Below are 23,298 nucleotides of genomic sequence, written 5' to 3'. Positions count from 1 at the left end.
CTTCCTATTCAGGAAATTCCTGCAGCAGCCGGATCAAAACATCGAAATCCTTTTTCAGAATCAATTCCTGTACAGCATTCTTGCTAAGGGCCAGCTTTGATGTATATTTGTAAAAATCCGAGATCCCGTTCTCCTCTTCCTTCCCAATTGAGACAAGAAGCACCACCTGGACCCGATGCCTGGACCATAGAACCGGTTCCTTAAGGATGGCTACAGAAACAAAGGTTTCCTCCGTCATCACCTCACAGGGATGGGGAATTGCAATCAGGTTGCCAAAGTCTGTCTGGGCCATATCCTCTCTCTTTAAAACTGCTTCGTAAAATCCTTTGGGAAGGCTCCTCTTCCTGCCGATTCTTTCGCATAAATTTCTAATGACCTCTGTCCTTGTTTCTCCCCATATATCCGTAAAAAAATAATCCCGCTTATAATACCTCATCAGAATGCCTTTTCTCCCACTTTCCAGTGCGGTCCTGATGGCCGGGATGTCCTCACTTTCCAGGAAAAGACCTATTTCAATAATGGGTTTTCGAATATACCGGTTAATGGGCACTGTTGTGAAAACATACTCTACCTTATTAAAATCAAAACTTTCCAGTCCCGGAAGATCGCATATATATATGTAGTTTAAATACTCCCCGAATTCCTGACCGTATCTGAGCTTTAAAAGCCGGGAACTTCCTCTTCCCGTACTGCATACGATCAGAATGTTTTTCCTCTCCTCCTTTTTCTTTTTTTGCTCTTCTGCCAGGGCAAAAATCAAGGCAAAATAACCGATTTCCTCCTCCGGAACAGGCTTTTGATACCATTCTGCCAGAACTGTACAGGCTGAAACTGCCATGATATACTCAAAAAAATACCTTTTCAGAATATCCTTAAAAAGAAGGTTACTGACCGGAATGTTGTAACGCATACGGATGTCAAAGGGGACCATATGCTGGTTCAGCAGCATACGAACGTCAAAATGGCTGCTAAATTCCATTTTAAAATCCCGGTCCACCAGCTTCAGCATCTGGGAAACAAGACAGTCAATCTCTTCACTGATCACAAAATTCACTTCATCCTTTTCCTCGTTGCCAATCATGCGTTTTCCTGCCAGCCAGACGGCCGTATAGTCGGCTTCATCCTGGTTATATTTGATTTTAAAATTTCTGCCCAGCTCCCCAAGCAGCTCCTTTACAAAATCCCACTCCCTGTCCCCTAAAACCGATCCGCTGTTTTCCGGCATTCTCACCAGACGTCCCCGTCTGATCCGCTTTGCCGCAATGTAAATCTGGATAGCAAATATTTCAAACGCCGTTTCAGACAGGTGGATGTCATACTTTTTTAACATGGGAAAAATAACAGCTCCCATTTCTTCCAGTTCTTTCTTCTGCTGCTCTCCATTTTCCTCAAGCATATTTCTTTTGACAAAGTAATCTCCGATGCACCTTCTGAAATCAAATTCATCCCCTTCCGCCCGAATGCCGTAATTGGGCCTTCTGTCCAGATGAATCCCGTACCGGTTTAAGATCTCCTCCGCTTCTTTTAAAGGACCTGTAAGAGTCGCTCTGGAAATATACAGAAACTCACATAAGTCATCCAGCCTGATATAGTCATCGTAATTAACCAGATAGGCCAGCAGATAGTTGACCCTCTCCTTAGCGCCGGAGGGGATCCGGTCCCTTTGCCCTTCCCGGGAAATGAAATCCTCCATGCAACTGTTTTCATGGAGAATCAGAACATATCCGTATCTTGGCTTTGCCTCCACGGAAAAACCATAAGCGGCCGCCCTCTCATTTAATTCTCTTATCCTTACTCCAACCGTTTTTGTACTGATCCCCAACCTTTCTGCCAGTTCCTTTGCAGTCACGTAACATCCTGGCATCAGCATATTCAGAATTTCCGTCAACCTTGTATTCATGGCACCCATCTCCTGACTTAATCCTATCATCCGTCTGATTTAAACTCCATATGGAAATCTTCCCCATTGAATCAGGAACTTTTTAACATAGGAGTTTATCTGCTATATTATACATAAAAATACCCTGCAAGCGAAACACAGCTTCTTTTTGTGCTTCGCCTGCAGGGTACGATTTCCCCATTATTATCTTTTCTTATGAAAACTCTGCCCTTCTGACCGGCCCCGGCAAGAGTTTCCTATTCCATTTTTACTCCTGTTTCCTCTGCACCGTCAGCTTAGCCAAAGCTTCTACAATGTATACTGCCGGTATCTGGGAGGTTATATCCACCTTCATCTTCTTATAGTCGGTCCGTTCCCCCTGAATATAATAAGAAATATTATAATCGGAAATCCGGGCCAATGTACTGTTTTTACTGTTGGTAATTGATACTACCGTACTGTTGCACTGTTTAATGATCTCTGAATTCTCAATGAGTATATCCGTTTCCCCTTCCACAGAAAGAATAATAATAATGCTTTCTTTTGGAAATTCCAGGTTAATAGGAAACATGGGATTATTTATCCCCGTGGCAAATATGCCGATATTGCAGAAATACCGGCCTGCATACTCAGCAATGATTCCCGAATTGCCTATTCCGAGAAAAATAATCTGCTTCTTTTCTGCGATAATATTGGCGATAGACCTAAGCTGTTCATGAAAGGATTCCGTCCCGATCCTTTGGAAAAAATCCAGAATTGAGCTGAAATCGAATCCCTGCCGGCTCTTCTTGGTGCCCTCCTGTTCCATCTTCAATCGGATCTTAAACTCAGAAAATCCATTACAGTTTACTTTCCTGCAAAACCGGGTGATGGTCGTTGTGGACACATGGGCCTCATTGGCAAATTCCCGGATGGTCATATAGGGAATCTTCTCACTGTTTTTTAAAATGAAATTATAAACCTCATAATCAAGCTCGCTAAATTGGTCCAGTACCTGATTAGAAAACATCATCATATTCCCCTACCGCCTTTTATATTATTGAGCAAAATCTCCTGTTCCAATTTGCTGTTGCAGAGTGTTTTTTTCATTTTAACATAAAAGGGCTGTATTTTCAACGAACAGGAATGCCTTAACCGACAAAAGGAGCCATTACATCTGACTTTTGCGTCAGTATGCAATGACTCCTTTTAAAGCCGAAACTAATAGAGACAAATGGAAACTTAGGTGTTCTCAGCTTCCAGACGATCAATAACCTTTTTAAACTGGGGTAAATGTTCCTTATGAGCCAGTAACAATTCATCCAATACCGTCTTGGCAATTTTGCCGCTGGGAACCAGAGGATTTATGGTAAATGCCTGTTGGGCAGTTCCGTAATCACCGGTTACCGCTGCTTTAATGGTAGTTAATTCCATGTCTTTCATTAACTGCAACAGACCTCTGCTGGAAGGTTCAAAGGAGCCCCAGGAAATGGGAACCGGGCCGCCTGAAGTTATAATGCTGCTCACTTCCACCACTACATCATCGGGCAGATCTGAAATGGCTCCATTATTTCTCGTGCTGACTACCATATGAGTGCGCTTGTCATTATAAATAGAATTAATCAACTCACAGGCTGCGTCAGAATAGAAAGCTCCCCCTCGTTTTTCTAACTGAGGCGGTTTGATGCTCAGATTAGGATCTTTATACAGTTCAAACAATTCGGCCTCAGTACGTTTTACCAGTTCGGCACGGGTCTCGCCTTTTGAAAAGGCTCCCAATTCTTCCTGCAGCATATCATCAGTAATATAATAATATCTATGGTACATGCAGGGAATAATTCCAAGGTTTAAAATCTGTTCCGGTAAAAACGAGATATTTGGAATGTTCTGCACTCCGGAATTTGCGCTTGTAAAGCTTTTCAGCGCATTTTTCATATTCTCTACACTGGTATAAGCCGTTTCAAGTACCTCATTGGTCTTTTCCTCACCGGTCCTGTCCCATACCCTGTGCCAGTGGAAATGATTTAAGCCGCCGAAACGGAAGAACAGATCCTCCTCGTTTTCTTTTAAGGTTCCTGCCGCAATCTTTCTGCAAAGAATGGGAACATTGCATAAACCTACCACTTTATTCCAATTGCCATAGCGCATAACCGCTTCTGTTACCATGCCGGAGGGATTTGTAAAATTAACAAGCCATGCATTGGGACACAGCTCTTTCATGTCCTTTACAATGTCTAAAATAACCGGAATGGTACGGAATGCTTTGAACATGCCTCCGGCCCCATTGGTTTCCTGGCCCAGAATGCCGTGAGACAAAGGAATTCTCTCATCCTTGATACGTGCGTCCAACAGGCCCACACGAAACTGAGTGGTTACAAAATCAGCATCCTTTAAAGCTTCCCGTCTGTCTAATGTCAGGTGAACTTCCCAGTCCAGTCCTGCTGCCTTTACCATGCGCTTTGCCAGATTGCCCACAATTTCAAGTTTTTCTTTTCCAGCCTCAATATCCACCAGCCAGATTTCTTTAATGGGAAGATCATCTTTTCTCTTAATAAATCCTTCCATTAATTCAGGAGTGTAACTGGAGCCTCCTCCAATGGTTACAATCTTAATTTTTTTATTCATATGAAACCCTCCTTTTTGTATAAATTATAATACAAAAAGGAGGGCAAGAAAATAGAGTCAGGGCATCCAGTAACACATCAAACCCTTTAGGTACATGTTTCTGAAAAAAGACACCTTGTATTTTTTCCGGGAATTACTTTTGTTTAATCTATTGATTTGCACCTGCGGCTATCTGATCCACAAATGCTCTGATTTCTTCATCCTTACAGCCTTCATAAAAGCAGTCCAGGAATCTTGGGATCATGCATTCCCTTACCATCTGGGGATCCAGGGCTTTTAATGCCTCCAGAAGCGGTTTTGCCACCTGCTTTTTCACCTCAAAAAGAAGGTTGGCATTCCTGTTCTGAGCCTCTTTCCTTTCCTCCGGGTATCCCATCCCCTTTGGAGAACCGAATGCTCTGGCAAAAATATTATTTAAGTTCAGCTCTGCTCCCCAGCCAAAGCCCTTGGCATAAGGAAGAGACAGGGCATTCCCGTTATTGATCTGTAAAAACAGATAGGCATCCGTAGGCTCTATGCAGTAGCCGCACACAACTCCTGGATACATGTTTAAGGACATCAGGGCTCCCTGCCCTGTACCGCAGCCGGTGACCACAAAATCAACTGCTCCTGAGTTTATAAGAAGGGCCGCCTGAATGCCTAAGTGCAGATAGGTGAGCCTTGGATTTTCCTTTGTGTATGCCTCCGGCACATCCTGATCTGTCAGGGGCTTTTCCATGGCTGTGTTATAGACTTTATGCCCCATTGGTTCTGTCACGGACTTTAATTCCTTTAATATAATTTCGTTTTTAGGTGCCTGGCTGAATTCATTTAGTAATGCGATTTTCATTTATTTCCATTCCTTTCCGTCTGTGTTCTTTGTCTAAACCTGTTTTTCTACTGCCTTGTCAGCATCCCTTCTCATCCTTAAAAAGTCCTCCTGGGACAGAGGAATGTCCATGGATTTTGCCGTATCCTCTATCTGGGACAGCTTCCTTGCGCCGCAAAGCACGTTAATATTCGGGGATACCATGGAGTTCCATTTGATGCAGAGATTTGCAAGGCTGCACTGGTATTTGTCTGTCAGGTCCTTCCATCCTGCCAGCATCTCATTTGCAGTCCTGATATTCTCCGGCTTCCACCAGGCTTTACCGTCCCGGACCTCTCCCTTTTTTGGTATATAATCATCGGCCGCTTTTCCGGCAAGAAGTCCCTGTTCAATGGGGGAATAGGTCTGAAGGGTGATCCCGTTTGCCTCACAGAAGGGAAGCAGGCCTGTTTCAGCTTTTCGGTCCAGGATGCTGAACTTTTCCTGGATCACATCCAGTTCCCCTGCCGCCACATAGTCCTTAAGGACAGTCAGATCCACATTGGAGGCGCCAATGGCCCGGATCTTTCCTTCATCCTTCATCCTTAATAACTCTCCCATAGTCTCTGCCACAGGAACCAGACCGTAGGTCTTGCACTGCCAGTGTGTATAATACACATCAATGTAGTCCGTTCCCAGGGTTTTTAAGCTCAATTCCAAGTCTCTCCGTATGGCCCTGGGGGATAAATCCCTGGAAATGGTATGGCCTTCTTTTGTAAAATGCACTTCTCCTCCATTGTCATACCACTGGAGGCCGCATTTGGTGGAAAGGATGACACGGCTGCGGTCCGTCTGCTTTAACGCCTGCCCGATCACTTCCTCACTGTGGCCAAACCCGTATACCCTGGCAGTATCGATCCAGTTGATTCCCAGATCCAGGCCCTTTAAAATGGTTTTCACCGACATTTCATCGTCATTGGTTCCCCACCATTCTCCGCCGCCGATTGCCCAGCAGCCCAGGGCAAAGGCATTGGTCCTGATTCCTGATTTCCCTATCTCTCTCATTTCCATTGTCATACCTCCTTTCCCCTTCTCTATGAAAATGCGTCCAGTAAATCTTCATAAGTGGACGCAGCCTGGAGCTTCTTCATGATGGCCTCATTTCCAAGCTTGCCTGCCAGCTCTGCGATCAGGCGCAGGTGATCTTTTGCACCGCCGCTGTCGGAAGGCACGGCAAACAGGAAGAAAAGGTCCACAGGCTCCTCGTCATAGGACTCCCATTCCACCATCTGCCGGGTTCTTCCCACAGCGATCCCTACCTTATCCACAAAGTCGGATTTTCCGTGGGGGATGGCCACATGTCCCCCGATTCCTGTGATCCCTTCTTCTTCCCTTAAATACACATCCTTAATATAGCCTTCCAGATCCTCTACGTATCCTGCTTTTTTAAGGAGTCCTGCCAGATGGCGGATTACCTCATCCTTATTACCTGCCTTCATCTTTAAATCAATGACTCTTTTATCCAGAATCTCTTTTACTGCCATCTTGTTTCTCCCCTTACTTGATAAAATACTGATAGACCTCCAGAGATGATTCCAGCCGTTTCATTGCCTCCATGTTGTCGTCATTCTCTGTAAGCAGCAGAAAATCTTTATAAAACTGCTTTGTCCGTTTTATCTCAAATTTTGATGTCATTTTTATAGCAAGCAGAAATATGGTATCCACCATATCCTCATGCCACTTGACCGGCTCATCTAAAATAGCCACCACAATGCGGGATTCATTTACCTCTGCCATGTTTCCATGAGGGATGGCGATTCCTCTGCCTATGCTTGTTGTCGTGGCCCTTTCCCTGTCAAATACGCTTTCCAGATAATTCTGAGTCACATCTCCCTTTTCTTCCAGCCTCTTTACCATCATAGTGATCAACTGGTCCTTATTCCTGACCTGAGGCTTAATCAGGATTAAGTCCACCTCAAACAACTGGTGGCATAAACTGTTAAACTGGAAATCCGGCCTGCTCCTCAGCCTGGAAACCTGGGCAGCTTTCCGGCGTATGATCTCGATTTCCTTTTCACTTATACGTTCTCCCACCGTAACCACCCTGGAATCCTGCAAATCCAGACCGGAGCCATCAATTATAATATCTGTTTCCGGATGAAGGGACAGTTTAAAATCATGACGGCTTACTGCCTGCACATCGGTGATATCAGGGATGCTGTACTTGATCATCTCAATGGAAAGCTGGCAGGCCGCCATTCCTCTCTGACTCACCAGCAAAGCGGTCAATGGCCTCCCCTTTTTCCTGCGGATTATGGCGGCCTGGATATAAAGAGCGATCCCGGCCAGCTCATCCTCCGTCACCTGTACGTCGTAATATTCCTCAAATAAGCTGCTGGTGGACCAGGCGGCCAGAAAAGTCTGCTTGTATTCACTTTTCACATATTTGCTGATGCTGTCTCCCGCCACTGTGGAATATTTCATCCGGAAGATGGCAGACCTCATGTGGATCAGCAGGCCTTCATACAGCATTTGATCTCCGGAAAGGTCTGCATCCAGCACAGAGTCAATGGTTTCGATCACCAGCTTTACAAAGTACTCCAGATTCCTGTCATACTGCATGGCATAATCCTCTTCGCGGACATCTGTAAAGCTCTTCAGCTTTTTGGCAGAAAGCAGCAGTACTGCCAGAAGGATGGTATCATCCTCTGATAAGTCCACCTGATATTCCTTTCCGATCCTCTGGTAAATGGATTCGGCAAAGGAATATTCATTGTAGCGCTGGATATTCTCTTCCTGCATATTGCTGGAAAGCAGCCCGTCGTCCAGCCACTTTCGGGCAACGGACAAACATGCCATGATCCATACCATTTTAAAGGAATGGTCGGCCAGTTCGATCCTCCAGGCGTTTTCTGCCTCTACGATCATGCGCCGGATGCGGGCCGCATCCACTCCCGGCGCATAAGTACCCAACAGGGCTTCCATGACTTCCGGCAGCATTTCCAGCATATAATCCTTGATTGCGATCCGGAAGCTGTACTCTTTCCCGGTCAGGCATACCCCTTTATTCCTTACTGCTGTTATTCTTATATTCCGTTTTTCAAACCAGTCTGATATGTTCTTCAGCAGGTTGCTGACGGTGGGAGGGCTTAAATAGAGGCTGTCTGCCAGCTTCTGCAGGGTCAGGACTTCACCTGGCCTCATTTTTAGGAGCTTGCCCATAAGCTGCTTATTCCGGTTTTCTAAATCCCCGGCAGGGTCTTCCCCCTGTTCCAGACGTTCTTCCAGCATCTTTTTCTGCCTGCCGTCAAGCTCCAGCCAAATCCCTGTTCCCGGCCTTTTCTCTATTTTCCCAAGCCCTTCCGCCTCCAGCCATTCCTCAAGCTGCTTAATACGGGTCCTCACCGTTTTTTCAGATAATCCCACATTATCGGCAAGCTGCAGTATGGTATATGTGTCTCCACTTATCAGGCACTGCAATATTTTATTGTTATATAATGCGTTCTTATCTTCCTTCAAGTTAACACCCCTGTCTTTTAGGAATTACTCATTTCCTGCCTGCTTTGCTTCTCCATAAATGTATCTGCCGCTGGAACCGATCACTTTCATGTAGTCCTTTACAAACTCCTTGATTCCGGCTTCCGCCGCCATGCAAAGGTGCATATAATCCATTCCCGGATTCCCCTCAAGCTCCTTTAACATAGCTGCTTTCCCTGCCTCAAAGGCATCGGTGCACACATTGATCTTATTGATTCCCCCGGCCACTGCTTTCTTTAAATTCTCTTCCCCGGATCCGGAGCCGCCGTGAAGCACCAACGGCATTTTTAAAGTCTCCTTCAACTGGTGAAGGCGTTCAAAATCCAGCTTCGGTATCTTTCCCTTGGGATAGGCCCCGTGAGCCGTACCGATTGCCACAGCCAGGGCATCAATGCCTGTTTGTTCCACAAAATCCATGGCTAATTCAGGATCTGTATACAAATCAATATCCGCATCGTCCTCATGATCCGCCTGGCCCACATGGCCCAGCTCTCCTTCCACGGAACAGCCCACACCATGGGCAAGAGCGGTGATGATCGCCGTACGTTTTACGTTTTCTTCATAAGGCAGGGAGGAGCCATCGTACATGACATTTGTAAATCCCCGGTTGATGCAGTCCGTAATAATGTAAAAATCAGACCCATGGTCAAGATTTAAGGCCACCGGCACATGAACCCTGGAGGCCAGCTCTCTTATTACAGGAAGCATTTCCTCCGCATGGGCATGGTTTTTCATCTGCCCGGGCCCAAACTGCAGGATGATGGGAGAATGCTCCTCTTCTGCTGCCATGATTCCCGCTCTGGCCATCTCTATGTTAATGCTGTTCATAGCCATAACCCCGTAGTAATTTTTATTTGCATCATCAAGGATGGCTTTCATTGATACTAACATGTTTTTCTTGTCCTTTCTAGGATTATTGCCATGCTTTTGAGCAGAACCCACCCCCGTTTCACCGGATGTTAAGGTATGCCCACAGGGCGTTTTGTATTATCCTCAGCCTTACTGGATATTAATATCCAGATCAAAGTCAAGTTCTTCCTCTTCCTTTTCCACCTGTTCGCTTAAAGGACGCTTAAGAACTGCATAAATGACTCCCGTCACCGCAGAACCGATAACCAGGGCAATTAAAAACCACAGAGGGTTCTTCATCATGGGAACCACGAATATACCACCATGGCCTGCCACGGATTCACAGCCCATACCTACTGCAATAGCTCCTGCCACAGCAGAACCGATCATGCTGCTGGGGATCACTCTTGCAGGGTCAGCCGCTGCAAAGGGAAGGACACCTTCCGTGATAAAGCAAAGGCCCATGGGAAGCGCTGTTTTTGCAGTTTCCAGTTCCACTTTTGAAAACTTGTTTTTCCTCAGTAAGGTGGCGATAAAAATTCCGATAGGAGGAGTCATTCCTCCGATGATTTTTGCAGCCATAGGTCCGTTGATGCCATCTGTTCCCAGGGCGTTGGCAGCCATGGAAGCCGTCTTGTTAATGGGGCCGCCCATATCAAATCCCATACAGGCACCGATCACTCCTCCGATTACAGCTTTTGCCCCTCCGTTTAAGGAAATGATCCACTGCTGGAACACGTTCATAATAAAGGCCAGGGGGATGGAGAAGACACAGAGGAAAATCATACCGCATACCAGGGTAGATATCACAGGTATGAACATAACCGGCATCAGCCCTACACACCACTTGGGAAGCTTCCAGGTCTTCATCCAGTTTACAAAGGCGCCGATGATAAAAGCCATCAGCAGTCCCCCTAGAAATCCTGCCTTGGATTGGGACGAGCAGTAACCGATGACTATGCCAGGTACGATCCCGGGCCGCCCTGCAATGGAATAAGCTACACCGGCCGTCATTACCGCTACTGCAAAATCCATTGCTATGGATCCTAACTTATTAATGCCCCACCAAAATCCGATCCAGGAAAAGGGATTTAAATTGGAAAACGGCGTTGCCCCTGCTTCTATGGCGCTGCCGATGTCATAACCGCCAAACCCCTTTGCCAGCGCGCTGAGGATCCCTCCGCATACAACAATGGGTATCATATAAGAAATTCCCGTCATTACATGTTTTTTAATATCAAGTTTTTGCTTTGCCATTGTATTCCCCTCTTTTTCCATATTCTTTTCTTTGCTACACTCCGGCTACTTTCCCATTTTTTCGTGGATCTTTGAGATCACTCCTTTGGGGGATTTCATTACCATGCTGATGGGGATCTCTACCACCGGCTTTCCTGAAAAACGGTCTTTGTTTACCCGGATATCCGCGGAAATCAGGATCACATCTGCCTCCCGGATTTCCTGGGGCGTCAACTCATTTTCCACCCCAATGGAGCCCTGGGTTTCCACCTTAATATGATCTCCCAGTTCCTTTGCCGCATTTTCCAGCTTCTCCTTAGCAATGTACGTATGTGCAATCCCCGCCGTACATGCCGTGATGGCTAAAATCTTCATACACTTCCTCCTCACTTATTTTTTATGTTATATTTACTTTACCACTTTCATGGAATACAGGGGAAATGAAAAGCGGCACAATGTTACGGTAAATTTTTGTTTGTTTCATAAGGACAAGATACAAAACGCCCTGCAGGCTTTAAAAAATTCTGCAGGGCGTTTTCCCGTTTTATCTTCCTTGTTTATAAAACCAGGCCTCCAACCAGCATAATGGCAGGTATGGTGACCAGTGATAAGACCGTTGTTACTGCCAATAATTTTGAGGCATACTGGCTGTCCTTATTATACTGCAGGGCAAACATGGCTCCCGTTGCTCCGCTGGGGCAGGCGGAGGCGACTAAAATCGTGATTGCAATGGCATAATCCACTTTGACTGCCATGAGAAGCAGCAGGGTTATCATAGGGATCACAAAGAGTTTGGCGGCGCTGATCATATAGGTTCTGGGATTTTTCAGACAGGAAAGCAGTTGGCTTTCCGCCAGATTCATTCCTGAAATCAGCATTGCCACCGGCGTATTCATGGCTCCGATCATTGAAAGAGGATTCCCCATTACCTCCGGCAGATGAATTCCCGTTACAAAAAAGAGAATTCCGGCTCCGATTGCCACGGTGGAGGGATTGATGAGATTTTTCATGGTGGACTTTATATCCCCGGCCTTTCCCTTCATGAGCATGATTCCATGGGACCAGATCAGGATATTAAATGCGGTTATATAAGCGGTCATAAAGAACACGCCCTTTGTTCCCAACAATCCATTGACAATGGGAATGCCGATAAAACCGCAGTTGGAATAGACCATGGACATTCTTTCCACTGCCATGTCCGGATTCTCCCTGGTCTTTACCAGAATTCCGGAAAGGAGGATGGACAGAATAAGGCTGGCCCCGGATAATCCCACCGTGACAACCAGGCCTATTAACAGGTCTTTGTCAAATTCCATCTGGTAGGACATGATGATCATACAGGGGGTAACCACATTCAGCAGGAGCCCGGACATTTTTTTACTGGTTCCTGTTTCTACGAATCCTGTTTTTAACGCGGCTGCGCCGATCACCATGATGAAGAACATTTCCACAATTTTATTAACTGTAATATGTGCCAAATTCATTTTTTCTATGTCTGCCCGGTATCCGGCAAATCTCCTTTTGAAATTTTAATCAGAATACCGGCCGGTCTGTCTTGGGAAAAAGCCGGAGTTTGAGCCTGGCTCGCCTTTCGCGTATAAATGGGCCGTGTCTCCTGCTCCCTTACACCGGAAATAGGCCTCCCCCTCCAGTCTCTCTTCTGTTTCCAGTGTGGTGACAGAGGATGGCGCCAGAAAAAAGCCCTGCCACAATAGTGGTGCCGGGATTCCCAACAGATGAGACAGCATAACGCAGATTACGCCGAAATGGCAGAAAAGGACGATAGTGTCGTCACTTCCCGGAACAGCCCGGTACATCCTGCCCTCTCTCTCATAGCCATGTTTCTTTAAAATTTCATCAAGACCGGCAGCCACTTTCTCATATTCCTCTTTGACAGGCCCTGTTTTCATCCTCTCATTTTCAAACCATAAGTCCCTGTGGTAAAGCTCCTCCCGATTCGTCCAATATCCGGGCATAAAATCCCAGGGTATGCGTTTGGTTCCACTGCCCCCGTCCTCCACCGGCGCATAAAATTCCCTGAGCCAGGGCAGTATCTCTGCCTCAGCGCCTGATTTATCCAAGGTCGCCTTTGCAGTATCCTTTGCTCTGCCAAGGGGAGAGCAGTAAAATGCGGAAACAGGCTGCTTCCCCATCCGTTCAGAAAGCAAGTCTGCCTCTCTCCATCCTTTCTCTGTAAGAGAATCAATGGAGTAGTCCGGTTCTCCGTGCCTTATTAGAATCAATTTCATACTTTTCCTCTTTTCTCCGCTGATTATGATCTTTTTTATCATAGCATTTATTATGAGTAAAAACAATAAACCTCCATTGGATTTACCGGCTGTTTCAAAGCCTAATAAATTACAGGAGAAATAACCGCCATAAAATAATCAGCCAGTTCTTCCGGGGTCTGAGCCAGGCGGTTTTTGATCCACCACTGCACCATGCCCACAAAGGAACTGGAAATATGATTTACAAGAAATTCACGAGGTAGATGTTGGCTGCATAAGTGCCCGTCACCCAACAGCCGCACAGCCATCAGCTCATTGAGATATTGCCTGAAAAAGCCTGAAAATAATTCGCCGCTTTCACAGGTCAGGATACCAATAATGTTTCTCTTATTGTCAAGCAGGTGATAGAGAATATGAGTGATCATTGCAGAGGGATTGCCTGTTTTCATGGAAAAATCATGAGTGCTTTCCGCGCTTAGGGAATCTGAAAAAACATGGGAAAACAAATCAGAGCACATTTCTTTTAACAGGTCATCCTTTGTTTCAAAGTGGGCATAAAATGTTGTTCTGCCCACGTTGGCCTCATCAATGATATCCTGAACCGTAATTTTTGAATAACCCTTTGCGGAAAGCAGCGTGCCAAAGGCCTCAAATATTGCAGCTCTTGTTTTCTGCTGCCGTCTATCCATAAAAACCTCCTCCGAACAAATCTGCATCAACTGTTCCGTAACAAACATTCCATGGAAATTATCCATTGATGCCAGACACGGTCCTATTTATAATAATATCTAACAAAATGTTCTGTATGAAATAAATTATACCATTCCTTGCAAAAAGCAGCAAGCCGGTATCTACAGGGAGGATTCAATGATGATGAAGCGAATAAACGACTGTTTGTCCGGTGTTTCCATGACTCTTATTGGCGGCGCATTTCTCCTGTGCAGCCTTGTGTTGATGCTTACTGATACACAGCTAGCGGCCGACCCGGCCTGGGTTTCAATTATCATCTGCGGGATCCCTTTGGTCTATCTCTCCCTATGGCGCATCGTTCACAATCCGGGCATGAAAAAGATCTCCTCCGCACTGCTCATTTCCATTGCCATGTTTGCTGCTATTGGTATCGGTGATATTTTTGCGGCAGGGGAGGTTGCTTTTATCATGGCCATGGGCGCGATCCTGGAGGATAAGACCGCCGAACGGGCCAAAAGAGGGCTGGAGAAGCTGATCAGCCTTGCTCCACAGCAGGGCCGCCGGATGATCGGCGGCAGAGAGGAAATGATAAAAGCGGAGGATATCAGGGTGGAGGATATTCTGCGGATTCTCCCAGGTGAAACCATACCGGTGGATGGGGAGATCATAAGGGGCAGCACCTCCATTGACCAGGCTGTCATGACCGGTGAGTCTCTGCCTGTTGATAAAGTTCCTGGAGACAGGGTGTTTTGCGGCACGATCAACCGTTTCGGTGCGGTTGACATCCGCGCAGCAAAGGTTGGCGAAGATAGTTCCCTTCAAAAGGTCATCCGCATGGTCCGGGAGGCGGAAGACAAAAAAGCCCCCATGGAGCGCATCGCAGACAAATGGGCCACCTGGCTCGTGCCTGTTGCGCTGCTCATTGCGGTCATCACAGGGGTTGCTTCAAAGGATATCGTCCGCGCCGTAACCGTGCTGGTGGTTTTCTGTCCCTGTGCCCTGGTGCTTGCAACGCCTACAGCAGTCATGGCAGCTATCGGCCAGGCAGCCAAATATGGCGTTATCATTAAATCCGGTGACGCACTTGAACGTATGGGAAGGGCGGACACCATTGCCTTTGATAAAACCGGGACCCTGACCAAGGGCAATCTTGTGGTTACGGACATCTATCCCTTTTCTAAAGATATGGATCAAAAGCAGCTTTTGGGCTTAACGGCTTCTGGGGAAGTTTATTCTGAACACCCTTTAGCAAAAGCCATTACCGCCTATGGGAAAGAGCAGGGGGCAGAGCTTATGCAGGCAAAGGACTTTCAAATGATACCTGGGAAAGGGATCAAGGCAGAGGTAAACGGAAAGCGGCTGCTGTGCGGCAATCCGGATTTCATCAGGGAACATCAAATCCCTATTGAAGAAGCTGCATCTATCACCTTAAGCCGGTTCCATAGTCAGGGCAAAGCGGTTGTCCTTGTTGCATATGAAACACAATTAGTGGGAGCTGTCACTCTGTCAGATACCCTGCGGGAAACATCAAAGGAAGTAATAAAGGAGCTTAAAAAAGCGCATACACAGGTGGTATTGCTTACAGGCGACCATGAACAGGCTGCCCGGTATTTTGCAGATCAGGCTGGAATCCATGATGTCCATGCCGGACTCCTTCCTGCCCAAAAGGCGGAAAAAATACAAAGAATGCAGGAGGAAGGACGCAATATCTGCATGGTCGGCGATGGTATAAATGACGCTCCGGCCCTTAAAACCGCTAATGTAGGCGTTGCAATGGGAACTATGGGAAGCGGCATTGCCGTTGATGCTGCCGATATTGCCTTGATGGGCGATGATATCAGCAAGATTTCCTATGTCAAAAAGCTGTCCAATGAGGCGGTTAAGACCATTAAGCTCAGTATCTCCTTGTCCCTTTGCATCAACTTTGCGGCGATTTTCCTTTCCATTGCCGGAGTTTTGACACCAACCACCGGAGCCCTTGTCCATAATGCAGGTTCAATATTCGTAGTGCTGATTGCCGCACATTTGTATGACCGCAGGTTTATTGATGAAAAACTGCAAAACAGGCCGTTGCCTGCAGAAACAGTTGATCCAAAATAGGTCTTCTCCATCTTAAAACAGTGCTTTCAACGTGTTAAAGAAAAATATGGTCAGACCAACTGGCTTCAAAGACCAGACAAAATGTTTTTCGTCAGTAAAATCAATAAAATGCCCCCCTTTGCTATCGGCTGATCAAATAAGGAATCCAGCCTGTGAGGAAACGATTTCTCCTCTATATTAAGGGGGGCAAAAACTTTTCAATTTTAATAAGTTCTCAATCAGAAGTGAGTTTCATCCATTCTGCTCCAACAGCACCAGACTTAACTGAAGTTGGAAACAGTAATTGGCGTCCACGATTTCCCTTCCAAGAATTTCTTCGCATTTCTTAATCCGGTATTTAACGGTATTTCTGTGAAGGAACATGTGGTTGGCAGTCTCAGTGACGCTGCATCTGCAGTCCAGATAAGTTTTGAGTGTCCTTCTAAGCTCTAAAGTCATCTCATCCTCAGGATTTGTAAGACCCTTCAGATGGTATAAACAGTATCCTTTGATCTGCTCGCTGGACACCATTTTAAACAGTTCATTGGCATCGGTTGATTTGAAGTATTTAATATAAGGGATATTCTCCTTCTCTTCCCCGTAATGGTAGCTTTCCAATGCCGTATTATAAGAATTGTCAATGGTTTCCAGTTCCATGACCCCGTTACCAAAGGAAAATGTGACAGACACCTGAAGAAAGCGCTGCAGCGCCTCGTGATACTCCTCCAGGACGTTCTCCAGCTCCCTGTAATTCCCCTGTATCAGCAAAACATACTGGTACGTCAGCGTCTCGGGAAAGATGATAATATCTCCATGGAATTTTTCCTGCAGCTTCCTGCTGAGCCAGTCGTATATTAGGATGTACCGTTCCTCCCTGTGACTTAAGTTCAGGAAATCAAATTCCCTTCCTCCAAAGGGCTCCAGGGTTGCCAGGATTATTTTATAGCCGGCAGCCGGCTTTAACCCATATTTTTCCCCTACCGTAAACAACTGGGCAGAGGACCACCGCTCTTTCCTATGCTTATTCACAAGGATATGCAGGATCGCTTCCTTCTGTTTTAAGGGATTGCATCTCACATATAAGTTCTTATATAAAAAGATGCCGAACACCAGCACCAACTGCTCGATCCCCATGCCTGACAGGGTATTTTCCTTTTCCTCGCCCCCAAAGATGTAAAGATAGTAAGGATTTTTCCCAACCGTCTGTATTGGGTAGATGGAGACCTTTTCCTTGATTTTTGATACATGGATGAAGTTTTCAAAGCTTTCGGTCTTTCTTTCATAAAACGACAGATCATAAAACAGACCTTGTGCTGCTTTTAAGTATTCTTTTTGACACGTATGGGTCGCCGCCTCCACTTCACCAAAGGGGTTTAACAGTGCGGCCGGTTTTTTAATGACAAGTCCCAGATTATTCATCATAACGCCCATGGAGGCTCCCTGAAGAAGCAAGGCAGAGAATTTCTTCTGGGTATTCAGGGCAAAGGTCAGCTCCCCATTCTGGTTATCCCAAATATAGGCCAGTAACTGCTGAAAAACCTCCCCCAATGTCATATTGTAGGGGATCTGGATCAGAGGAAATCCCAACTGGTCTGCAAGTTCTATAACCTCCGGCTCCAGGCGGTCGATAAAACGCCCCAGCTTAATGGCCAATCCTGCACAGGGCAGACGGTCCAGGCTGAGAATAAACTCACATAATCCGGCCTGGTTCTCCTTAAACGCCATTCCGGTAGTGATCAATAACGTATTCTCAGGTAAATAAGACGCAACATCCGGCGTTTCCGTAGACTCAACCGTGAAAATCTCTCTTCTTAAATCAGCCTTATTATTCAGCACCTTCAGATTTTGAAATATTGGTTCTTCCAGCAATTTTTCAACGGTCATATTTAGCCTCTCTTTTCACATTCGGAATCGTTTTCCAGTCCCTTCTATATATATCATGACTCTGCGCGTCATGATCAGAATTCAACCTTCGCACCGATGAGTAAGCTCGTCTTCGCTCACTTGCGCTCATTATATCATGGCTCTGCGAGCCATGATCAGCATTCACCGTTCGCGCCGATGTGCAAGCTCGTCTTCGCTCACTTGCGCTCATTATATCATGGCTCTGCGAGCCATGATCAGCATTCACCGTTCGCGCCGATGAGCGAGCTCATCTTCGCTCACTTGCGCTCATTATACTATGTCCTTTCCTTCCTGGCAATCTGGTATTTATCCGTAAACCTCTGATTATTGGCTCCCGTTTAAAATTTCATAATCCAGTTCCTTTTCATCTTTTGCTATCATCATGGCAACCAGGGCATCAATATCCACATTTAATATGGTGCGGAACATCCCTGAAAACCAGTCAATGCTGGATAAAAAAGCAATGCTTTCCAGGGGAAGGCCCAGGGCGGGGACAACGATTGCCAGGGCGACCAGGCCGCCTCCTGGCACTGCCACGGTTCCAAGACAGGATAAGGTGGATAAGACGATCACACGGACCAACTGGGGCATGGGAAGGGGGATCCCGTAAATCTGGGAAACCGTGACACATGCCAAAGCAAGAAACATGGATAAGCCATTGCTGTTTAAGGTCATTCCCAGAGGATTGACAATGCCTGACACTTTCTTGCTGACTCCCAGCTTCTTCTCACTGTCCTCCATTTTCGTGGGCAGGGTGACAGCGGAGGAAGTTGTGGTAAATGCCACGATTGTCATGTTGCCCAGCTTTCTTCCGACGTTAAAGGGGTTGGCCTTGCAGTAAAACGATACGAATGCGATCATAAGGCAAAGATACAGGAGAGAGCCGCATCCGAAAATGAGGAGAAACTTGATCAATGGCATAATGACTTTAATGCCTGTAGTGCCTGCAGTATAAGCCAGCAGCGCTCCGATCCCAAAGGGGGCCAGTTTCATGACCTTATGCACGATTCCCAATATCACTTCATTGAATTCCCTGATGACTCCCATGAGCTGGACCCTCTCCTTATTTATGCGGCAGGCCCCCAGGGACGCGCCGAATAATACGGAGAATATGATCACCTGGATCATATTGGAATCTGCCATGGACTGAACGATGTTGCTGGGTAAGAAATCAAGAATGATGTTGTAAAGCCCTTTATCCGACGTCTGGACGATCTGACCGGTAACAGGAAGGGAAAGTCCTTTTCCAGGCAAAAAGAACTGGCCTAAAGCAGCTCCTGCCGCTGCCGCCAGCACAGTGGACAGGAGAAACCAAAACAGCATCTTTACGCCGAATCTCCCTAACTCCTTAGGATCTAAATTCGCTACGGATTCAATGACTGCCCCCATGATCATTACCACGACAGACATTTGAATGAGCCGCAGGAAGATATCTCCTATGAGCTTGATATCCTTCACCTTATCCCCCAGACAAATTCCAAGAAGCAGCCCCCCGGCCATTCCGATCATGATCTGTACTGTCATTGATAATTTCATTTTTTTCATTCACAGACCTCCCATTATATGTTTGCCTTACCCTTGACATAATCGACCCCTGCTGCCATACCTAACATCATATCGCAGCCAGAAGTAGAACCTATCATCCTTATCCTGTCCATACATTTCTTCATTTGTGAAGAATTTTTCCGGATCAAAGCATCCAGCAGCTCCACCAAATCGTTATTAAAATATCCCTCCAATGCACAATGATAATAGTGCCCGCTGATATCCGTTGTATATTGGCGGTCTATGAGTTCCTTTAAGGCCTGGAGAAAGGGCATTTCCAGTATGGGAGAAATTCTGTCCACATATAGAATCCCCATAAGGAAATCATCGCCTGACGGCGTCAGGCCCATCCCTCTTCCGATCCACCTTTTTATAGTCTTTTCAGCCTCTTCTTTTGATTTGGAAAATGCCTGGTACAATTCTTCCACTTCCTCTTTCTCTGCCGCCATAAAGGAGCCAATGGATTCCCCAAATCCTGTAGGAAGATTCCAGTCAATGAAATTTTCAAACATGGCAAGCCCTTCCTGGTCTATGGAATACTCCTTTTTCCCGATAAAGCTGCTGTATATCCGGGAGTCTTTTAAGCAAAGGCAGAGGGAATCCGAATACAGGGTCCGTTCCTCCTCATTCCACCGGAAACGGGGGGAGAAAGCTGCCTGTTGTATAAATACAGGCAGATCCTCCTCATTTAATAAAATGCCATAAGGAACCAGGGCATTGTTTTTATTTCCAATAAAGCAAAGGAAAGGAGAAAACGCCAGATTGCAGCCGCTTTCAAACTGACTGTGGATCCTGTAAACTTCACCTTCTTTTAATGCTTCCAACAGCTCTGACGCTGCCAGCTTTCCTGATAAGCTTCTCATATCCTTACCCTTTATATCCCAGCTTTTTCCCATAAGCCATGACTGCCTTTTGAAAACATTTCATAGGCGGATGGACTGTTCCTGCTCCTATCTGCCCCACACCGGCTTCCTTATGGGCAATCCCTGTATTAATAACAGGAGTGATCCCTGTTTCTACCACCTTTCTTGCGTCAATCCCCAGGCAGGTGCCCTGGAAATTCCATGTGGGAATGGTAAAGTTAGGGTTTTGGCTGATGACGATCTCCATCATTTCATTGCTGATGCGAAGGGCGTCATGAAAACCGCCTGTTCCAACAAACCTGGTAACTGCCGGCGCTGCGATCATTGCCATACCGCCTACCCCAAAGGTTTCCGTGATGGCGCTGTCTCCTATGTCAGGGCTGGCATCCTCACCGGAATATCCGGTAAAGTAAAGGCCCTGGGGAGTATTGACCGGCGCAGTGAACCACTCATCCTTCATGCCGCTGATCCTGATTCCAAAGTTTTCTCCATTCCTGCACATTGCCGTTACAATGGTTCCTTCCGTGATCAAACGTGCGCCATCCATCACCGCCTTGGCTGCCGCCATCATGATGTTTAAGAAGAACTGGTCCGTATCAGCAAGAAACTGAATGACCTCCTTTTTCTTCTCTTCCTCTATGGAAAGGCCTGCTATGACAGGGGACATTTCTTTTAAGAACAGGAGGGAAGCCGCTATATTCCTTTGGTGGAATTCATCTCCCATTGCAATGGCCTTTGCGATCATTGGGTTGATGGCAAGTCCTTTCTCAAGTTTCTGAAGTGCCATGGAAAGCACCGGGCCCAGCACATCTCTCATCCAGCCTAAACGTAAGACCACCTCTCTGGAGTATGCGCCAAACCGAAGAACCTTTCCAATTCCTTCATTCATGGTGCAGTAGGCCCTGTTTCCGTCGGTGGTATTTTCCACCACAAATACCGGCATGTTGGAAGAAGTAATGCCTCCCATGGGCCCTACGGCATCCACGTGATGACAGGGGATAAAATCCACTTCCCCACGGCTTAAAAGAGCCACCGCTTCCTCCTTTGTGGCTGCCCATTTTTCAAACAGAGCCGCGCCGATACAGGAGCCTTTCATGGGACTGGTCATATTTTCCCACCGGATAGGGGGTCCCGCATGGAGAAGCACCTTTCCATGATTTAATTCTTTGATTACTGTTTTAGCAGGCACCACATCCAGTAAAACCGGTGAAGCAAGGATCATTTTCTGTATGACTGCCTGATTTGCATCGTCTATTGTATCGTACAACATAAGAACCTCCTCATATCCACATAAGCCTTTTTTCCGGTCCATCACTGCCTGGAAAACTTGTAACCTCTTAAATACTGCAGGACCTTGATCAGTTCTAAATCCCCTCCTGCCGGCGGTGTCCATTGGTACTGCACTGCCTTGCAGGAGAACTCCTCCAGCACATGGGTAAAACTTTTTAACCCAATATTAATGACCCTGGGCTTTTGGGAGAGCAATTCCATCATCTGCTTTGATACGACATGTTTCTTGTCTGCCTTCACCTTTTCCCTGGGAAGGATCGTCTTCTCCCTTTCCGAATAAGGGTGGCCGATGAGGCATAGAGCCGTTTCCACCGCTCTTTTGTTGCTGGTGCAAAGGATGACACCTATATCCTCCAGCTTTTTCTTCTGGAGATCATAATTCTGCATATCTCCTCTGGTTCCGCAGATGGTTGCCACAAAGAAGACCTTTCTCCCCTGCTTTTTCACCTGCCCCATCATATCCTTGATTCCTGGAAGAAGAGCGCCTGCCATGTCTTCATGAGAACCATATCCCAGCACAAGATCAAATAAAATAACTCCTGTTTGTTCTTCCTCCAGAGCCTGCTTCATACAAACGATCCGGTTTGTGGGGTCGATCATTGGATGAGGTTTTCCCACGGTATAGATGTCATCTCCCAGGTCGATGATGGTATAACCCTGTGTGTTGAGCATACAGCCTTCCTGTTTTCCTCCTGCTCCGGCAATGCCAATGGCATCCTTTATGAGCATCACCGCCTCTGCCGCCAGGGTTCCTCCGGAATAATAGCCTTTTATGGTTTTGTGGTCTTCCTTTTTAAATCCTTCCCCCACCTCCGGCTTCCATGTATCCTGGACGATCTCCTCTTTTCTCACTAAGGAAACTGCGATCCTGGCCGCTTCATCCAGGGTGTAGGCATGGTAGAAGTTCTCCTCGTGTATCTCCGGCTTTTCCCCGAGGAACAAGGTTACCACAGACTTTTCATAGTCCCAGAGCCTTTTTACGATCACATCCCTTACTTCCTTTGCCGGGGGCTTTGATAGGATGACAACCACCTCTACCTGGGGATCCTTTTCCATGGCATCAATGGCATCCAGCATGGTGATTCCACCCACCTCAGCCGATAAATCCCTGCCGCCTGTGCCGATGGCATTTGCCACTCCTTCTCCCAACTGGTCAATGATGGTCGTAACCTCCTGGATTCCTGTGCCGGAAGCGCCGATGACCCCGATCTTTCCCATCCTGACATGGTTTGTAAAAGCGATGGGAACCCCCTTGATGATACCGGTTCCGCAATCCGGTCCCATGACCAGAAGGCCTTTTTCATGAGCCTTTTGTTTCAAATATATTTCATCCTTTTTTGATACGTTGTCGCTGAAAATAAATACATTCAAATTCTCATCAAGCGCCCTGTCAGCCTCAGCCGCCGCATACATGCCTGGTATGGACAGGACCGCCAGATTGGCATCCGGCAATTTTTTTAATGCCTGTTCCCAGGTGGACACCGTAGGGTTTTCTTCATTTCCGGCAGCGCTTTTAGACTGGTTATTGAGAAATCCTTCTGTCTCCTTTAACACCTGTTCTACAAGCTCCTCTGACTCCACGTCCGCCACAATGGCCATATCATTGGACTGGGCTTCCGTTAATTCAGGAGTCTCCAGGCCGCTGGCCTTAAACAAGTCCTTGTTGGCAGGTGTTGCCATCATAATGGAGACTTTATGTATTCCTTCCATGGCGGAAATTTTATTGGTCAGCAACATAAGAACCACGGAATCCTGATAACTTCCTTTGCGAATTATCGTTTTAATCATGTTACTACTCTCCTTTTA

The 23,298-nt window shown here is 46.5% G+C and carries 19 protein-coding genes; 1 reads left to right on the top strand and 18 read right to left on the bottom strand.

Annotated elements, in window-relative coordinates:
• Nucleotides 1–4: 4 nt before the first annotated feature.
• From ACYVD3_RS05945 to ACYVD3_RS05885, 13 genes are all read right to left on the bottom strand, one after another.
• Entirely contained in the window at nucleotides 5–1,900 is a 1,896-nt protein-coding gene (locus ACYVD3_RS05945) for a BglG family transcription antiterminator (RefSeq protein ID WP_460641594.1), read from the bottom strand.
• A gap of 247 nt (nucleotides 1,901–2,147) precedes the next feature.
• Nucleotides 2,148–2,894 (bottom strand): MurR/RpiR family transcriptional regulator, encoded by a 747-nt coding sequence (locus ACYVD3_RS05940; protein ID WP_460641593.1) that lies wholly within the window; start codon nucleotides 2,892–2,894, stop codon nucleotides 2,148–2,150.
• A 206-nt stretch (nucleotides 2,895–3,100) separates the two neighbouring features.
• Nucleotides 3,101–4,483, bottom strand: coding sequence for a 6-phospho-beta-glucosidase (locus ACYVD3_RS05935; protein WP_460641592.1), 1,383 nt, complete (start codon nucleotides 4,481–4,483; stop codon nucleotides 3,101–3,103).
• A 148-nt stretch (nucleotides 4,484–4,631) separates the two neighbouring features.
• Nucleotides 4,632–5,312 carry an RpiB/LacA/LacB family sugar-phosphate isomerase gene (locus ACYVD3_RS05930; RefSeq protein ID WP_460641591.1) on the bottom strand — a complete coding sequence of 227 codons (681 nt, stop codon included), beginning with the start codon at nucleotides 5,310–5,312 and terminating at the stop codon, nucleotides 4,632–4,634.
• Nucleotides 5,313–5,345: 33 nt separating this feature from the next.
• Nucleotides 5,346–6,341 (bottom strand): aldo/keto reductase, encoded by a 996-nt coding sequence (locus ACYVD3_RS05925; protein ID WP_460641590.1) that lies wholly within the window; start codon nucleotides 6,339–6,341, stop codon nucleotides 5,346–5,348.
• A 23-nt stretch (nucleotides 6,342–6,364) separates the two neighbouring features.
• Nucleotides 6,365–6,814, bottom strand: a complete 450-nt coding sequence (locus ACYVD3_RS05920; RefSeq protein WP_460641589.1) for a PTS sugar transporter subunit IIA — start codon at nucleotides 6,812–6,814, stop codon at nucleotides 6,365–6,367.
• 13 nt (nucleotides 6,815–6,827) lie between these two features.
• Nucleotides 6,828–8,789, bottom strand: coding sequence for a BglG family transcription antiterminator (locus ACYVD3_RS05915; RefSeq protein WP_460641588.1), 1,962 nt, complete (start codon nucleotides 8,787–8,789; stop codon nucleotides 6,828–6,830).
• Between the two features lie 24 nt (nucleotides 8,790–8,813).
• On the bottom strand, nucleotides 8,814–9,698 hold the full coding sequence (locus tag ACYVD3_RS05910; RefSeq protein ID WP_460641587.1) for a class II fructose-bisphosphate aldolase: 885 nt from the start codon (nucleotides 9,696–9,698) through the stop codon (nucleotides 8,814–8,816).
• 108 nt (nucleotides 9,699–9,806) lie between these two features.
• Nucleotides 9,807–10,913, bottom strand: a complete 1,107-nt coding sequence (locus ACYVD3_RS05905) for a PTS fructose transporter subunit IIC (protein ID WP_460641586.1) — start codon at nucleotides 10,911–10,913, stop codon at nucleotides 9,807–9,809.
• A 45-nt stretch (nucleotides 10,914–10,958) separates the two neighbouring features.
• Entirely contained in the window at nucleotides 10,959–11,267 is a 309-nt protein-coding gene (locus tag ACYVD3_RS05900; protein WP_460641585.1) for a PTS fructose transporter subunit IIB, read from the bottom strand.
• Between the two features lie 182 nt (nucleotides 11,268–11,449).
• Nucleotides 11,450–12,376, bottom strand: coding sequence for an AEC family transporter (locus ACYVD3_RS05895; protein ID WP_460641584.1), 927 nt, complete (start codon nucleotides 12,374–12,376; stop codon nucleotides 11,450–11,452).
• A gap of 45 nt (nucleotides 12,377–12,421) precedes the next feature.
• Nucleotides 12,422–13,141: a histidine phosphatase family protein gene (locus ACYVD3_RS05890; protein WP_460641583.1), complete on the bottom strand. Its 720-nt coding sequence runs from the start codon at nucleotides 13,139–13,141 to the stop codon at nucleotides 12,422–12,424.
• Nucleotides 13,142–13,242: 101 nt separating this feature from the next.
• On the bottom strand, nucleotides 13,243–13,809 hold the full coding sequence (locus tag ACYVD3_RS05885) for a TetR/AcrR family transcriptional regulator (RefSeq protein WP_460641582.1): 567 nt from the start codon (nucleotides 13,807–13,809) through the stop codon (nucleotides 13,243–13,245).
• Between the two features lie 178 nt (nucleotides 13,810–13,987).
• Here ACYVD3_RS05885 and ACYVD3_RS05880 point away from each other — a divergent pair, with 178 nt between their 5' ends.
• Nucleotides 13,988–15,910, top strand: coding sequence for a heavy metal translocating P-type ATPase (locus tag ACYVD3_RS05880; protein ID WP_460641581.1), 1,923 nt, complete (start codon nucleotides 13,988–13,990; stop codon nucleotides 15,908–15,910).
• A 231-nt stretch (nucleotides 15,911–16,141) separates the two neighbouring features.
• Here ACYVD3_RS05880 and ACYVD3_RS05875 read toward each other — a convergent pair whose 3' ends face one another.
• The 5 genes from ACYVD3_RS05875 to fdrA all read right to left on the bottom strand — a co-directional run bounded on the left by ACYVD3_RS05875 (nucleotide 16,142) and on the right by fdrA (nucleotide 23,280).
• Nucleotides 16,142–17,773 (bottom strand): PucR family transcriptional regulator, encoded by a 1,632-nt coding sequence (locus ACYVD3_RS05875; RefSeq protein ID WP_460641580.1) that lies wholly within the window; start codon nucleotides 17,771–17,773, stop codon nucleotides 16,142–16,144.
• A gap of 345 nt (nucleotides 17,774–18,118) precedes the next feature.
• Nucleotides 18,119–19,339 (bottom strand): dicarboxylate/amino acid:cation symporter, encoded by a 1,221-nt coding sequence (locus ACYVD3_RS05870; protein ID WP_460641579.1) that lies wholly within the window; start codon nucleotides 19,337–19,339, stop codon nucleotides 18,119–18,121.
• 14 nt (nucleotides 19,340–19,353) lie between these two features.
• Complete coding sequence (locus tag ACYVD3_RS05865; RefSeq protein WP_460641578.1) at nucleotides 19,354–20,235, bottom strand: oxamate carbamoyltransferase subunit AllH family protein; 882 nt, start codon at nucleotides 20,233–20,235, stop codon at nucleotides 19,354–19,356.
• Complete coding sequence (locus ACYVD3_RS05860; protein ID WP_460641577.1) at nucleotides 20,207–21,472, bottom strand: YlbE family protein; 1,266 nt, start codon at nucleotides 21,470–21,472, stop codon at nucleotides 20,207–20,209. The genes ACYVD3_RS05865 and ACYVD3_RS05860 overlap by 29 nt, the downstream gene beginning before the upstream one ends.
• A 41-nt stretch (nucleotides 21,473–21,513) precedes the next feature.
• Nucleotides 21,514–23,280: an acyl-CoA synthetase FdrA gene (gene fdrA, locus ACYVD3_RS05855; protein WP_460641576.1), complete on the bottom strand. Its 1,767-nt coding sequence runs from the start codon at nucleotides 23,278–23,280 to the stop codon at nucleotides 21,514–21,516.
• Between the last annotated feature and the right edge of the window lie 18 nt (nucleotides 23,281–23,298).

This window comes from Lacrimispora brassicae, from assembly GCF_054772055.1.
This window is presented reverse-complemented; position numbering and strand designations above follow the sequence as displayed.

Bases quoted from the DNA above. Each gene is read 5' to 3' on its own strand.
- ACYVD3_RS05895 (WP_460641584.1), bottom strand. From the start codon at position 12,376: ATGAATTTGGCACATATTACAGTTAATAAAATTGTGGAAATGTTCTTC.
- ACYVD3_RS05910 (WP_460641587.1), bottom strand. From the start codon at position 9,698: ATGTTAGTATCAATGAAAGCCATCCTTGATGATGCAAATAAAAATTAC.
- ACYVD3_RS05865 (WP_460641578.1), bottom strand. From the start codon at position 20,235: ATGGGAAAAAGCTGGGATATAAAGGGTAAGGATATGAGAAGCTTATCA.
- ACYVD3_RS05925 (WP_460641590.1), bottom strand. From the start codon at position 6,341: ATGGAAATGAGAGAGATAGGGAAATCAGGAATCAGGACCAATGCCTTT.
- fdrA (WP_460641576.1), bottom strand. From the start codon at position 23,280: ATGATTAAAACGATAATTCGCAAAGGAAGTTATCAGGATTCCGTGGTT.
- ACYVD3_RS05890 (WP_460641583.1), bottom strand. From the start codon at position 13,141: ATGAAATTGATTCTAATAAGGCACGGAGAACCGGACTACTCCATTGAT.
- ACYVD3_RS05860 (WP_460641577.1), bottom strand. From the start codon at position 21,472: ATGTTGTACGATACAATAGACGATGCAAATCAGGCAGTCATACAGAAA.
- ACYVD3_RS05945 (WP_460641594.1), bottom strand. From the start codon at position 1,900: ATGAATACAAGGTTGACGGAAATTCTGAATATGCTGATGCCAGGATGT.
- ACYVD3_RS05920 (WP_460641589.1), bottom strand. From the start codon at position 6,814: ATGGCAGTAAAAGAGATTCTGGATAAAAGAGTCATTGATTTAAAGATG.
- ACYVD3_RS05885 (WP_460641582.1), bottom strand. From the start codon at position 13,809: ATGGATAGACGGCAGCAGAAAACAAGAGCTGCAATATTTGAGGCCTTT.
- ACYVD3_RS05870 (WP_460641579.1), bottom strand. From the start codon at position 19,339: ATGAAAAAAATGAAATTATCAATGACAGTACAGATCATGATCGGAATG.
- ACYVD3_RS05930 (WP_460641591.1), bottom strand. From the start codon at position 5,312: ATGAAAATCGCATTACTAAATGAATTCAGCCAGGCACCTAAAAACGAA.
- ACYVD3_RS05875 (WP_460641580.1), bottom strand. From the start codon at position 17,773: ATGACCGTTGAAAAATTGCTGGAAGAACCAATATTTCAAAATCTGAAG.
- ACYVD3_RS05880 (WP_460641581.1), top strand. From the start codon at position 13,988: ATGATGATGAAGCGAATAAACGACTGTTTGTCCGGTGTTTCCATGACT.
- ACYVD3_RS05940 (WP_460641593.1), bottom strand. From the start codon at position 2,894: ATGATGATGTTTTCTAATCAGGTACTGGACCAATTTAGCGAGCTTGAT.
- ACYVD3_RS05935 (WP_460641592.1), bottom strand. From the start codon at position 4,483: ATGAATAAAAAAATTAAGATTGTAACCATTGGAGGAGGCTCCAGTTAC.
- ACYVD3_RS05905 (WP_460641586.1), bottom strand. From the start codon at position 10,913: ATGGCAAAGCAAAAACTTGATATTAAAAAACATGTAATGACGGGAATT.
- ACYVD3_RS05900 (WP_460641585.1), bottom strand. From the start codon at position 11,267: ATGAAGATTTTAGCCATCACGGCATGTACGGCGGGGATTGCACATACG.